The sequence below is a fragment of the Streptomyces sp. NPDC002788 genome (assembly GCF_053592115.1).
In genome coordinates, this window is the sequence record NZ_JBSFVB010000001.1 from 587426 (window position 1) to 601187 (window position 13762).

A 13762-nucleotide genomic window follows, 5' to 3' on the forward strand; every position below is an offset into this window, starting at 1 on the left:
CGGGGTACCCCTGGGGCGAGAGGCGCATGCGTGCGGCTGAGGGAAGCGCCGGGTCGTGCCCTTGACGAGCCGCCGAACGACGAGCGCCGCCGCTTCGCGCCCGGCGCGCGCCGCACGCACGGCCCGTGATCCACTTCACACCGACGGAGGGGCAGGCCCGTGCCTTACATGGCGTAAAGCGATCGAAGAATGGATATGGGTCATACGGCGAAACGCGGGGAGTGTCCGACGTGCCCGGATGCCGGGCGCTGCGGCTTCAGGGGAGGGAGCGTGCATGGACGGCCGGCCCTTGTATCTCGAACCGCGGCTGGAGCCTCGGCTGAGGTCACTCGTGGCGGCGCACGGCACACTGCGCTCGCTCATCGACGCGCTCGGCTCACCCCTGCACGTCGTCGTGCCCGACCAGATCGCCGAGAACCTGGAGCGGTTCAGGTCCGTGTACCGCGCGCACCATCTGCCCGGCCAGGTCTTCTACGCGCACAAGGCCAACCGGTCCAGCGCGCTGCTGCGGCGGCTCGCGGCGACGGACGCGGGGGTGGACGTCGCTTCGCTGGGCGAGTTGCAGCACGCACTCGGTGCCGGTTTCAGCGCCGGCCGGATCACGGCCACGGGGCCGAAGAACCCCGAGTTCCTGTGGCTCGCGGCCCGCACGGGCGTGACGGTCGGCGTCGATGCCGCCTCGGAGCTGGATCAGCTGGCCACGCTGGTGCGCAAGCACGCGCTCGCCCCGGTGCGGGTGCTGCTGCGGCTGTCGGGGTTCGAGACGTCGGGGGTCAGGGTGCTGAGCCGGCGCAGTCGCTTCGGCACGCCTGTAAGGGAGTTGGAGCCGCTGCTGGAGGCGGCCGAGCGGCATGGTGACGCGGTCGAGCTGACCGGGGTGGCCTTCCATCTGGACACGACGAGTGTCGCGGAGAAGGCGGCCGCGCTCGAAGGGTGCCTGGCGGCCCTGGAGTCGTGCAGGAGCCGGGGGCTGCGGCCCCGGGCCGTGGACATCGGTGGCGGGTTCGGCGTGAGCTACCTCGCCGAGCGGGAGCAGTGGGAGGCGTACACGTCGGAGCTCACCGCCGCCGTCCTGGGCCGCCGCCCGCCCCTGGCCTGGGGTGGGCACGGCTACGGGCTGCGCAACGAGTCCGGCACCCTGCGCGGCACGCTCGGCCTCTACCCGGCGCACCGGTCCGTCGCCGGCGCCGCCTACCTGGACGAGCTGCTGGCCCAGCCCGCCGCCTCCCTGGGTGGCCGCCCCCTGGCCTCGCTGCTGCTGGAGCACCTCTACGACCTGCACACCGAGCCCGGCCGGGCGCTGCTGGACCAGTGCGGACTGACCCTGGCGAGAGTGCTGGAGGTCCGCCCCCAGGAGGCGGGGGGCGAGCTGCTGGTACGGCTGGCCGCGAAGGCGGACGACATCGCCCTGGAGGACCACGGAGTGCTGATGGACCCGGTCGTCATACCCAGAAGCGGAGGCGGGCCCGGCGCGGGGCCCGTCGCCGTCCACCTCTTCGGCAGTCTGTGCCTGGAGACAGATCTGATCACCCGGCGCACGGTGTTCCTGCCCCGCCGTCCCGAGCCCGGTGACCTCCTGGCCTTCGCCAACACCGCCGGCTACGCCATGGACTTCCACGCCACCGGTGCCCAGCACCAGCCCGCCGCCCGCAAGGTCGCCGCCTGGCAGGACGGGGACGCCTGGCGGTGGTGCCTCGACGACCAGTTCTGGCCGATCACGCCCTCGGGGGGAGTCCAGTGAGGTACGACAGCATCACCGAGGCGATAGGCAACACCCCACTGGTGCGGATCGACCCGGCCGTGCACGGGCTGCGCAACATCGACCTGTACGCCAAGCTGGAGATGCTCAACCCGTTCGGATCGGTCAAGGACCGGGCCGCCTGGAACATGGCACGGCCCCTGCTGGCCGAGGCGGTCGAACAGGGCAGCCAGGTGGTCGAGTTGTCCAGCGGCAACACGGCCAAGGCGCTGGCGGTCGTCGCGGGCATGCACGGGCTGGGCTTCAAGAGCGTCACCAACCGGATGCGGGTTCCGGAGATCAAGGACCTCCTGCTGCTGCTCGGCGCGGAGATCGAGGAGCTGCCGGGCCAGAGCGAGTGCCTGGACCCGACCGCCACGGACGACCCGCTGACCCTCTTCCACCGGACCCTGTCCGCCTCCGGCAACGCCTATCTGCACACCGACCAGTACTTCAACCCGCGCAACACCGAGGCCCATCTCACCGGCACCGGCCCGGAGATCGTGAAGGACCTGGACGGCCGGGTCCCGGACTGGTTCGTCGCCTGTGTGGGTACGGCCGGATCGTCCACGGGCGTCGCCCGCGCGTTGCGGGAGGAGGACCCGGCCGTGCGGGTGGTCGGCCTGGTCGCGGCCAAGTCCGACTTCATCCCCGGGATCCGCACCATCGATGAGGTGCAGGAGGTCGGTCTGTTCGACCCGGAGACGTACGACACGATGGAGTCGGTCAGCGCCGACGAGGCCATCGAGGGGATGCTCACCCTGAACCGCCGCTGCGGCATCCTGGGCGGCCCCACCGGAGGGGCCGCCTATTTCGGCGCCGTCCGTCATCTGCGTGCCGTGGACGAGGAGTCGGACGAGCGGCGGACCGCGGTGTTCATCGTCTGCGACCGCGTGGAGAGCTATCTGAGCTACGTCCGGCAGCGGCGGCCCGACCTGCTGGGCCGACCGCCCCGGAAGAACTCGCCGGCGGACCTGACCGACGCCGAGGTCGGCAAGGCGCCGTCGGTCACCGTGGCCGAGGCCCGGCGCTGGATCGAGACCGACGGGCCGCTGGTGATCGACCTGCGCAGCCCGTTCGCGTACGCGGCGCTGCACATCGACGGGTCGGTCAACATCGTCGACGAGCTGTTCGCCGAACTCGTCCAGGGCGGCCTGCCGTTCAGCCGGCGCCGACCAGTGCTGCTGGCCTGCCCGGTGGGCGAGCAGTCCGCCCGGTACGCGGCGCTGCTGACCCGGATGGGCCACCCGGACGTGCGCAGCCTGGCCGGCGGCATCATCGCCTGGCGGGACGCGGGCGCGCCCCTGGTGCGGGACTGACCGCCATGACCGCACCCACCACCCGCGAGGATCTGCACCAGTGGCAGCAGGCGCTGCGCGCCCAGTTCCCCATCGTCACCGGGCACCCGGAGCTGGCGTACCTGGACAGCGCGGCCACGGCACAGAAGCCGCAGGCCGTCCTGGATGCCGTGCAGACGTACCTGACCACCTCCAACGCCAACGCGGCGCGCGGCACTTACACCTGGGCGAACCGGACCACGGAGCTGGTCGAGCGGACCCGCGAGCGCGTCGCCCGGTTCCTCGGGGACAGCCGGCCCGAGCGCTCCGCCGTGCACTTCACCAGCGGCACGACCGAGGGGCTGCGCGCGATCGCCCGGGACTGGCTGCCCGGGTTCCTGCGTGACGGCGACGAGATCGTCGTACCGGACGCCGATCACCAGGCCAACATCGCGCCCTGGCTGGAGGCCCAGCGGCTGCTCGCTCGCGAGGGCGTGCACGTGCGGGTGGTGCCGATGCCGTACCAGAGCGGTTCCGGGGACTACGACCACCGCGCGCTGGCCGAACGGGCCGGGCCGCGGACCCGGTTCGTCGCCACCACGCACGTGCACCATGTGTACGGCGGCGACATGAACGTGCACCGCATCCGCCGGGCGGTGGGCCCGGACGCGGTGATCTGTCTGGACGCGGCGCAGAGTGTCGGTCATCTGCCGCTGTCCGTGACCGAGTCGGACGTCGACTTCGTGGTCTTCTCGGGGCACAAGGCGCTGGCGCTGCCCGGTTCCGGGGCGGTGTGGGCGCGGCAGGAGCGCGGCCCGGCGTTCTCGCCCGGGGGGTGGAGCGGCACCCCGAACACCGTGGGCATCGCCTCCCTCGAAGCGGCCCTCGACTGGCTGGACGCCGCCGGTGTGGAGCGCATCGAACGCTGGACGGTCGGCCTGGCGGCCCGGCTCACCGACGGGCTGCGCCGGCTGGACTCCTACGAGATCCTCGGCTGCCCGCTCAGTCTGGCCGCCGACTCGACCGTGCAGCGGCGACAGAGCATCGTCACCCTGCGGCATCGCGCCATCGACTCGGGCGACCTGGGCTTCATCCTCTTCAGCCACGGGTTCATGGTCCGCTCGGACAACCACTGCCAGGGCGACGCCGGCGAGAAGACAGGTTCGGTGCGGGTGAGTCTGCACGTCTACAACACCGTTGAGGAGATCGACCGGCTGCTGTCCGTTCTCGCATCACTCGAGTGACTCAGCCCGCTGGGCGTAATGGGAACCGTTTCCACCTGTAGGCTCGGGACGACAGGAACCAGGTGCGAGACGGCGAGGTGGCGCGACCGGATGGGGCTGAGTCTGGCGACGGCGGAGCGATGGGTGGAGCGCTGGGAGCTCCAGCAGCAGCGGTACGCCGTAGACCGCGAGGAGCGGTTCACAGTGATCGCGGACGTCGTCGAGCACGTCACGGCTGGGCAGGTGACCCCGCCCCTCGTCGTCGACCTGGGCTGCGGACCCGGCTCGCTGGCCGCCCGGCTGATCCGGCGAATGCCGGCCGCGGAGATCGTGGCCGTGGACCGGGATCCACTCCTGCTGGAACTGGGCCGCACCCACCACCCCGACGCGGCCCGCTACGTCGACGCGGAGATCGGCGCACCCGGCTGGGTGTGGGCCCTGGACCTGGACCGTCCCTTGGACGCGGCCGTCTCCACCACGGCCCTGCACTACCTCGACCGCGAGACCCTGCTCGCCACGTACCGTCAGCTCGCCGCACTGCTGCGCCCCGGGGGTGTCCTCGTGAACGGCGACCATCTCCCCCAGGGCGACACGGGCCCGGCCGGGATCGCCGCCCATGTCGGGCGGTGCCGGGCCGAGCGTCAGCGGGTGTTCGCCCACGAGGACTGGGGCTCCTGGTGGGCCGCCGTCGCCCACGACCCGGAACTGACCGACCTCCTGGCCGACCGCCGCCGCCGCGAGACCCCTGTCGGTACCGGCCGCCCGGCCGAACTCCCCCTCTCCGCCCATCTGGACCTGCTCCGGCAGGCGGGCTTCCGCAAGGCTGGACCGGTCTGGCAGTACGGCGACAGCTGCGTGGTCGTGGCGGTCCGCTAGGTCCGGAGGTCCGGCGGTCACCCTTCCGCACCCGTCAGGTGGTGGGCGGCGACCGTTCGCCGGACAATACATGCAGGAATCACTATATGTTAATGTCGCCATGCCTACCCGGGCAGCCACGAGCACACGCAAGGAGTCCCCCTCATGACCACCGCCGAGCACATCAGCCACCAGGACCACGCGCACACCCACGGTGACGAGTGCGGCCACGTCGCCTTCACCCACGGCGACCACACCGACTACGCCCACGACGGCCACATCCACCGGATGCACGGCGACCACGTCGACGAGTGCGCGAACGGCGGCCACACGGTGCACCAGAACCACGACCACCAGCACGGCGACCACTGCGGCCATCTGGCCGTCCGGCACGACGACCACACCGACTACGTGCACGACGATCACCGGCACGCCGCCCACGAGGGACACTGGGACGATCACTGACGGCACGCCCGGGATCCCTCGCGGGCGAACGTATTGGGAATCGTTGTCATATGCTAATGTGCGCATATGACAACGACGTCCTCCGCCTCCTCGGACGAGCCGGACCAGACCCTGCAGGCGGCCAGCGAGCTGCTGCGCGCCCTGGCCTCGCCCGTACGGCTGGGCATCGTGCGGGAACTGTCCGGCGGCGGGAAGTACGTCCATGAGCTGGTGACCGCGCTGGCGGCCAGCCAGCCGCTGGTCTCCCAGCACCTGAGGGTGCTGCGCACGTCCCGGATCGTCAGCGCCCGCCGCGAGGCCCGCGAGACGCGGTACACCCTCACCGACGACCATGTGGCGCACATCGTGCTGGACGCCATCCGGCACGCCCAGGAGTAGCGCACCTCGGGCCAGGCCGCGCCACAGTAGGCCGACACCCCGTCCCGACTCGGCTCCCCGTGCGGGAGTCCCCTCTCGGCCAAGGAGGGCTCCGGCGCACCACTGCCCGGCGAAAAGACCCACGCCGCCGGGGACGGAAAGGACCGGTGGCACCCCGCGGACCAGGGCGGCCGCCGGCCCTCTCACCTCTTCGGCGGCGAGTCCGCGCCGGCCGTGGTCGAACGGTTCCGGAATGTCCGGGGCGTGTCACGTTTCCCATCACGTCGTTCCGATGTGTTCGAGATGGGAGGATCGTCTGTCCGTAAGAGCCATTCGAACCCTTCGGACGGCCCTACCGACGTGGAGGTGCGCCATGTGTGCCCACCAGCCCCTGTGCCCCGCGACCGACTCCCCCGACGCGCACGTCGTCGCCGCCCACCACGAACAGGGGTGGAGCCTGCTCTGCGACGGGGCGATCGTCTTCGACGACACCGGCGAACTCCTGCCTGACGGACGCGTGGTGGAGCCCCACCGGGTCACGGCGGAAGGGCTGACCGTCGCGGCCTGACCGCAGGATCGCGCTACGGCAGGACCGCGAAGCCGTCCAGTTCCACCATCGCCTCCGCGTCCCACAGCCGGACGACCTCGACGACCGCCATGGCCGGGTAGTCGCGTCCGGCCGACTCGCGCCATATCCGGCCCAGTTCGGGTGCGTGGGTGCGGTAGGCCTCGACGTCGGTGGCGTAGACGGTGACACGGGCGAGGTCGGACGGGGTGCCGCCGACGGCCGTGAGGGCCGCAAGCAGGTTGGCGAGGGCCTTCTCGAACTGCTCGGGCAGGGTCCGCCCGACCACCTTGCCGTCGGCGTCGAGGGCGGTCTGGCCCGCCAGGAACACCACGCGGGACCCGGAGGCCACGACGGCGTGGGAGAAGCCGGTCGCCGGGGACAGGCCGGGCGGATTGACGCGCTGGGCGGTCACCGGACCTCCAGGTGGGCGTACAACTCCTTGGCGATGATGCCGCGTTGGACCTCGCTGGCACCTTCGTAGACGCGCGGGGCGCGCACCTCGCGGTAGAGGTGTTCGAGCAGATGGCCGCGCCGCAGCGCCCGGGCACCGTGCAGCTGAACGGCCGTGTCGACGACGTACTGCGCGGTCTCGGTGGCGAGCAGTTTCGCCATCGCGGAACGCCGGGGCACGTCCGGGGCGTTCTCGTCGTACGCCGTCGCCGCCGCGTAGACCATCAGCCGGGCCGCCTCCGCGCGCAGAGCCATCTCGGCGACCTGGTGGGAGACGGCCTGCAGGTCCCGCAGTTTGCCGCCGAAAGCGTCCCGGCCGGCGGTGTGGGCGAGAGTCGCGTCCAGAGCCGCCTGCGCCATGCCGACCGCGAAGGCGCCGACGCTGGGCCGGAACAGGTTGAGCGTGCCCATGGCGACCTGGAAGCCGCGGTCGACGTCGCCGAGCACGTCGTCGGCGGTCACGGGCACGGCGTCGAAGTCCAGGGCGCCGATGGGGTGCGGGGAGAGCATGTCGAGCCCGGTGCCGGTCAGTCCCGGCCGGTCGGCGGGCACGAGGAAGGCCGTGACACCGCGGGCCCCGGCACCCGGGGTGGTCCGGGCGAAGACGGTGTAGAAGTCGGCCTCGGGGGCGTTGGAGATCCAGCACTTCTCACCGGTGAGACGCCAGCGTGTGGGGCCGTCGGGGGTGGCGGTCAGGTCGGCGGGGGCGGGTGAGCGACCGGGGGCGGCGGCCGGTGCCGCAGGGGCCGGTGAACCGCCGGGTGCGGCGGCCGGTGCCGCCGAGGCCGGTGGGCGGGCGGTGGGCGGTGCCGGGGCCCGCGTGCCTTCCCGCTCCGCCCGCAACTCCAGCGCCGCCGCGTCCGATCCCGCCCCCGGCTCGCTCAGGGCGAAGGCCGCGATCGCGGTGCCGTCGGCCACCCCGGGCAGCCAGCGGGCCCGTTGCGCCGCCGTGCCGTAGGCGTGGACCGGGTGGGCGCCGAGGCCCTGGAGGGCGAGGGCCGTTTCGGCTTCCGTGCAGCCGTGGGCGAGGGACTCGCGCATCAGGCACAGGTCGAGCGCGCCCGAGGTGAACAGGCGCCCCAGCAGGCCAAGTCGGCCGAGTTCGGCGACGAGGGTCCGGTTCACATGGCCGGGCTCACCCTTCTCGGCCAGCGGGCGCAGCCGCTCCGCGGCCAGGGTGCGCAACTCGGCACACCAGGCGAGTTGTGCCGGTTCGAGCGAGAATGCGGTCATCGCCGGTCCCTTCTCCGCCACCCTGCGTTCCGGCCGGGCCACTCCGAGACTATCGCGGACCGTTGACTGTCGTCACCAACACGATACGCTCCGGAGGCGAGCCCACCACGCCAAGGGGGCGAACCGTATGAATTCACGGCGCACGGCCCACGTCGACACCTTCACGCGCGACCATCTGCCACCCTTGGACCAATGGCCCGAGCTCCGGTTCGACCTGCCGGAGCTGCGCTACCCCGAACGGCTCAACTGCGCGGCCGCGCTGCTGAGCGGCCCGCCCGACCACCGCCCGGCGTTCCTCACCCCGGCCGGCGAGCCGTGGTCCTACGGCGATCTGCGGGCCCGGGTGGACCGCATCGCCCACCTGCTCACCGGCGAGCTCGGCGTCGTCCCCGGCAACCGGGTGCTGCTGCGCGGCCCCACCACACCCTGGCTCGCCGCCTGCTGGCTGGCGGTGCTGAAGGCGGGGGCCGTGGCGGTCACGGTGCTCGCCCAGCAGCGCCCGCACGAGCTGAGCACGATGTGCGAGATCGCACGGGTGCGGCACGCGCTGTGCGACATCCGGGCCGTCGACGACCTCGCCAAGGCCGAGATCCCGGATCTGCGGATCACGACCTACGGCGGTGACGCCCCGGACGACCTGCTCAACCGCCCGGCGCCCGACACCCCGTACGAGGCTGTCCGGACGGCGGCCGACGACGTGGCGCTGATCGCCTTCACCTCCGGCACCACCGGCCGCCCCAAGGGCTGCATGCACTTCCACCGGGACGTCCTGGCGATCGCCGACACCTTCTCCCGGCACATCCTGAGACCCGACGCGGACGACGTGTTCACCGGCAGCCCCCCGCTCGGCTTCACCTTCGGCCTCGGCGGGCTGGTGGTCTTCCCGCTGCGGGCCGGGGCGAGCACGCTCCTGCTGGAGCACGCGGGCCCCAGGCAGCTGCTGCCCGCCATCGCCCGGCACCGGGTCACCGTGCTGTTCACCGCCCCGACGGCGTACCGGGCGATGCTCGACGAGCTCGACGGCCACGACGTGTCGTCCCTGCGCCGCTGCGTCTCGGCCGGCGAGAACCTGCCCGCGGCCACCTGGCGGGCCTGGCACGAACGGACCGGCCTGCGCGTCATCAACGGCATCGGCGCCACCGAGCTGCTGCACATCTTCATCTCCGCGGCCGACGAGCGGATCCGGCCCGGGACGACGGGGACGCCCGTGCCCGGCTGGCAGGCCCGCGTGCAGGACGCGGACGGGCAGCCCGTGCCCGACGGGGAGCCGGGGCTGCTCGCCGTACGCGGGCCGGTCGGCTGCCGCTACCTCGCCGACCCACGGCAGCGGGAGTACGTACGCGGCGGCTGGAACGTCACCGGCGACACCTACGTCCGCGAACCCGACGGCTGGTTCCGCTATGTCGCGCGCGCCGACGACATGATCATCTCGGCCGGGTACAACATCGCGGGCCCCGAGGTCGAGGACGCGCTGCTACGGCATCCGGACGTGGTGGAAACGGCGGTCGTGGGACGTCCCGACGAGGCACGCGGTCAGGTCGTGACGGCGTTCGCCGTCCTCAAGGAGGGTGCCGCACGGGACGCCGAGGCGCTGCGCGCCTTCGTCAAGACCGAACTGGCGCCGTACAAGTGTCCGCGCGAGATCGTCTTCCTGGAAGCGCTGCCGCGCACGGCCACCGGCAAGCTGCAGCGTTTCAGACTGCGCACGGGAGGAACCCCGGACTGCTCGGCGGAAGGCGACCGGGAATGATCCGTAACGACCTAAGATGATCAACGTGTCCGACCAGCATGCACCACGGTCTCTCATCGTCACGCTCTACGGCGCGTACGGGCGCTTCGCGCCGGGCCCCGTGCCCGTCGCCGAACTGATCCGGCTGCTGGCCGCGGTCGGCGTGGACGCCCCGTCCGTACGCTCCTCGGTGTCGCGGCTCAAGAGACGCGGACTGCTCGTGCCCGCCCGCACCGCGCAGGGCGCGGCCGGGTACGAACTGTCCCCGGACGCCCGCCAGTTGCTCGACGACGGCGACCGCCGCATCTACGCCACGGCCCCGCCCGAGGACGAGGGCTGGGTGCTCGCGGTGTTCTCCGTGCCGGAGTCGGAGCGGCAGAAGCGGCATGTGCTGCGCTCCCGGCTGGCCGGTCTCGGCTTCGGAACGGCCGCTCCGGGCGTGTGGATCGCGCCCGCGCGGCTGTACGAGGAGACCCGGCACACCCTCCAGCGGCTGCGGCTGGACGCGTACGTCGACTTCTTCCGCGGCGCCCACCTCGGCTTCGCCCCGACCGCCGAGGCCGTCGCCCGCTGGTGGGACCTGGCCGCCATCGCCAAGGAGCACGAGGCGTTCCTCGACCGCCACGAGCGCGTCCTGCACGAATGGGACAAGCGGGACGACACCCCGCCCGAGGAGGCCTACCGCGACTACCTCCTCGCCCTCGACTCCTGGCGCCACCTCCCCTACACCGACCCGGGCCTGCCCTCCGCGCTCCTGCCCGAGGACTGGCCCGGGGTGCGCTCGGCGGCGGTGTTCCAGGGGCTGCACGAGCGGTTGCGGGACGCGGGGGCGGGGTTCGTGGGGGTGTGAGCCCCGGCGGGAGCCGAAGCCTCGCCCCTGTTACGTCCACCGGACCACCGGGTACTCGTCAGCGCGATCCCGGAACCCGCACCACACGCTTCACTCGGGAGACACGATCGATGGAACGGCAGGCAGGCCCGACGCGGCCGGCTCTGATCGTGGTCGACATGATCAACACGTACGACCACGAGGACGCCGAGCTGCTCCTGCCGTCCGTCGAACAGGTCGTGCCGGTCATCGCGGAGCTGATCGCCCGGGCCCGGGAGGCGGACGTGCCGGTGATCTACGTGAACGACAACTTCGGACGGTGGCGCTCGCACCACGGAGAGCTCGTCGACACCGCGCTGACCCGGCCGCACGCCCACCTGATCGAGCCGATCCGGCCCGACGACGAGTCGCTCTTCGTGATGAAGGCGCGCCATTCCGTCTTCTACGAGACGCCGCTGGCCTACCTCCTGTGGAGCCTGGGCGTCGGACACGTGGTGCTGACCGGCCAGGTCACCGAACAGTGCGTCCTCTACTCCGCCCTCGACGCGCACATCCGGCACCTGGAAGTCACGGTGCCCAAGGACGCCGTCGCCTCCATCCACCCTCACCTGGCCTCCGCCGCTCTGGAGATGATGGAGCGCAACATGGGCGCCCGGATCGTCACGGCGAAGGAAACCGACTTCACGCCGACCGCGCGCTAGAGGCCCTGTCGTCACAGACTCAAGCGCGGTTTCGGCGCATCCGTGCGGCCGGTCTGCGGGCGGCGGCTGCCCGCCCGGTAAGGGGCCGGCCAGACGGCGCCCGGGCCCGTGTAGCCCTGTTCGGCCGCCGCGTGCAGGGTCCAGTGCGGGTCGTAGAGGTGGGGTCGGGCCAGGGCGCACAGGTCCGTACGGCCCGCCAGGATCAGGGAGTTGACGTCGTCCCAGGAGGAGATCGCGCCGACCGCGATCACCGGGATGCCGGTGGCATGGCGGATGCGGTCGGCGAACGGTGTCTGGTACGACCGTCCGAACTCGGGCCGCTCGTCCGCCACCACCTGCCCGGTCGAGACGTCGATCGCGTCGACACCGTGCGCGGCGAAGGCCCGGGCGATCTCGACGGCCTCCTCGACCGTGGTGCCGCCTTCCGCCCAGTCGGACGCGGAGATGCGGACCGTCATGGGCCGCTCCCCCGGCCAGGCGTTCCGTACGGCGTCGAAGACCTCCAGCGGGAAGCGGAGCCGCTTCTCCAGGGAGCCGCCGTAGGCGTCGGTGCGGCGGTTGGTCAGTGGGGAGAGGAAGCCGGAGAGCAGGTAACCGTGGGCGCAGTGCAGTTCGAGCAGGTCGAAGCCGGCCCGGGCGGCCCGGCAGGCGGCGGCCGCGAACTGCTCCCGGAGGTCGGTGAGCTGGGCCCGGGACAGCTCCCGCGGGGTCTGGCTGAACGGCTTGTACGGGAGCGCCGAGGCGGCCACGAGCGGCCAGTTTCCCTCCTCCAGCGGCTCGTCCACGCCCTCCCACATCAGCTTCGTGGAGCCCTTGCGGCCGCTGTGGCCCAACTGAACGCCGATGGCGGTGCCGGGTGCCCGGTCGTGCACGAAGTTCGTGATCCGTCTCCAGGCCTCGGCCTGCCGTCCGGTGTACAGGCCGGCGCAGCCGGGCGTGATCCGGCCCTCCTCGCTGACGCACACCATCTCGGTCATCACCAGCCCCGCCCCGCCCAGCGCCCGTGCGCCCAGATGGACCAGGTGGAAGTCGCCGGGAACGCCGTCGGCCGCCGAGTACATGTCCATCGGCGAGACGACGACCCGGTTGCGCAGGGTCAGGCCGCGCATCCGGAACGGCATGAACATGGGCGGCGTGCCGGGCGGGCAGCCGAACTCGCGCTCGACCGTCTCCGTGAAACGGGCGTCGCGCAGTCTCAGGTTGCCGTGCGTGACACGGCGGCTGCGGGTGAGCAGGTTGAAGGCGAACTGGCGCGGCGGCTGGTCGAGGTAGAGGGCAAGGTTCTCGAACCACTCCAGGCTGGCGCGGGCAGCGCGCTGCGTGGAGGCCACGACCGGGCGCCGTTCCGCCTCGTACCGGGCCAGGGCCTCGGGCAGTGAGTCCTGCTCCTCCAGGCAGGCGGCCAGGGCCAGGGCGTCCTCGACGGCGAGCTTGGTCCCGGAGCCGATGGAGAAGTGGGCCGTGTGGGCGGCGTCGCCGAGGAGGACGACGTTGCCGTGCGACCAGTGCTCGTTGACGACCGTGCGGAAGGTCGTCCACGTGGAGTTGTTCGACTGCAGGGGGCGGCCGCGGAGCGCTTCCGCGAAGATCTTGGCGCAGCGCTCGATCGACTCCGCTTCGCCGAGCTCGTCGAAACCGGCCGCGTGCCAGACCTCTTCGCGCATCTCGATGATCACGGTGGAGGCATCGGGGGCGTAGGGATAGCCGTGGAGCTGCATCACGCCGTGTTCGGTTTCAGCGATCTCGAAGCGGAAGGAGTCGAAGGGGAAGTCGGCGGCGAGCCAGATGTAGCGGCAGCGATGGGCGGTGACCCTGGGGCGGAAGACGCCCGCGTACGTTTCACGGGTCGTGCTGTGGATGCCGTCGGCCGCGATGACCAGGTCGTGGGTCTGCGGGAGGTCTGCCGGGGCCTCGGTGCGGAAGCGGAGGTTTACGCCGAGGTCGTGGCAGCGGCCGTGGAGGATCTCCAGGAGGCGTTGGCGGCCCAGGGCCGCGAAGCCGTGGCCTCCGGAGGTGTGGCGAGTGTTGCGGTGGACGATGCCGACGTCGTCCCAGCGGACGAAGTGCCCCCGGAGGGCTTCGTAGACCTTGGGGTCGGCGTGTTCTATGCCGCCCAGGGTCTCGTCGGAGAGGACCACGCCGAAGCCGAAGGTGGTGTCCGGGGGGTTGCGTTCCCAGACGGTGACTTCTCGGGCGGGGTGGAGGCGTTTGAGGAGGGCGGCGGCGTAGAGGCCGCCGGGGCCGCCGCCGATGACGGCGACGCGCAGGGGATGGCTGCTGTTGTCGCGCCGGTGCGCGCCGGCCGGTCGCGTCCCGCCGCCGAGCCGGCGCCGCGCC

General features: G+C 72.1%; 13 protein-coding genes. 10 read left to right on the top strand and 3 right to left on the bottom strand.

Annotated elements, in window-relative coordinates; all coding sequences use genetic code 11:
* Positions 1-274: 274 nt before the first annotated feature.
* The 7 genes from ACWD1U_RS02605 (at position 275) to ACWD1U_RS02635 (ending at position 6483) form a co-directional block, all read left to right on the top strand.
* Positions 275-1741, top strand: coding sequence for a Y4yA family PLP-dependent enzyme (locus tag ACWD1U_RS02605; protein WP_451103824.1), 1467 nt, complete (start codon positions 275-277; stop codon positions 1739-1741).
* Positions 1738-3057 (top strand): pyridoxal-phosphate dependent enzyme, encoded by a 1320-nt coding sequence (locus ACWD1U_RS02610; RefSeq protein WP_451103825.1) that lies wholly within the window; start codon positions 1738-1740, stop codon positions 3055-3057. Before ACWD1U_RS02605 ends, ACWD1U_RS02610 begins: the two co-directional genes overlap by 4 nt.
* A gap of 5 nt (positions 3058-3062) precedes the next feature.
* A complete protein-coding gene (locus ACWD1U_RS02615; protein WP_451103826.1) occupies positions 3063-4259 on the top strand; it encodes an aminotransferase class V-fold PLP-dependent enzyme in 1197 nt (398 codons plus the stop codon).
* Between the two features lie 90 nt (positions 4260-4349).
* Positions 4350-5114, top strand: a complete 765-nt coding sequence (locus ACWD1U_RS02620; RefSeq protein WP_451103827.1) for a class I SAM-dependent methyltransferase — start codon at positions 4350-4352, stop codon at positions 5112-5114.
* 144 nt (positions 5115-5258) lie between these two features.
* A complete protein-coding gene (locus ACWD1U_RS02625) occupies positions 5259-5558 on the top strand; it encodes a hypothetical protein (protein WP_451103828.1) in 300 nt (99 codons plus the stop codon).
* A gap of 66 nt (positions 5559-5624) precedes the next feature.
* Positions 5625-5936, top strand: a complete 312-nt coding sequence (locus ACWD1U_RS02630) for an ArsR/SmtB family transcription factor (protein WP_451103829.1) — start codon at positions 5625-5627, stop codon at positions 5934-5936.
* Positions 5937-6288: 352 nt separating this feature from the next.
* On the top strand, positions 6289-6483 hold the full coding sequence (locus ACWD1U_RS02635) for a DUF5999 family protein (RefSeq protein WP_451103830.1): 195 nt from the start codon (positions 6289-6291) through the stop codon (positions 6481-6483).
* A gap of 13 nt (positions 6484-6496) precedes the next feature.
* Here the strand turns inward: ACWD1U_RS02635 and ACWD1U_RS02640 are convergent, their stop codons facing one another.
* Together ACWD1U_RS02640 and ACWD1U_RS02645 are read right to left on the bottom strand one after the other, a co-directional pair.
* Positions 6497-6895: a RidA family protein gene (locus ACWD1U_RS02640; protein ID WP_451103831.1), complete on the bottom strand. Its 399-nt coding sequence runs from the start codon at positions 6893-6895 to the stop codon at positions 6497-6499.
* Positions 6892-8166, bottom strand: a complete 1275-nt coding sequence (locus tag ACWD1U_RS02645) for an acyl-CoA dehydrogenase family protein (protein ID WP_451103832.1) — start codon at positions 8164-8166, stop codon at positions 6892-6894. The genes ACWD1U_RS02640 and ACWD1U_RS02645 overlap by 4 nt, the downstream gene beginning before the upstream one ends.
* 127 nt (positions 8167-8293) lie before the next feature.
* Between ACWD1U_RS02645 and ACWD1U_RS02650 the strand changes: the two genes are divergently transcribed.
* The 3 genes from ACWD1U_RS02650 (at position 8294) to ACWD1U_RS02660 (ending at position 11425) form a co-directional block, all read left to right on the top strand.
* Positions 8294-9916, top strand: coding sequence for an AMP-binding protein (locus tag ACWD1U_RS02650; RefSeq protein WP_451103833.1), 1623 nt, complete (start codon positions 8294-8296; stop codon positions 9914-9916).
* A 16-nt stretch (positions 9917-9932) separates the two neighbouring features.
* Positions 9933-10745 (top strand): PaaX family transcriptional regulator, encoded by an 813-nt coding sequence (locus ACWD1U_RS02655; RefSeq protein ID WP_451103834.1) that lies wholly within the window; start codon positions 9933-9935, stop codon positions 10743-10745.
* 110 nt (positions 10746-10855) lie between these two features.
* On the top strand, positions 10856-11425 hold the full coding sequence (locus ACWD1U_RS02660; protein WP_451103835.1) for a cysteine hydrolase family protein: 570 nt from the start codon (positions 10856-10858) through the stop codon (positions 11423-11425).
* 11 nt (positions 11426-11436) lie between these two features.
* On the opposite strand, the gene ACWD1U_RS02665 is transcribed toward ACWD1U_RS02660, so the two are convergent.
* On the bottom strand, positions 11437-13692 hold the full coding sequence (locus ACWD1U_RS02665; protein WP_451103971.1) for a bifunctional salicylyl-CoA 5-hydroxylase/oxidoreductase: 2256 nt from the start codon (positions 13690-13692) through the stop codon (positions 11437-11439).
* Positions 13693-13762: the final 70 nt, after the last annotated feature.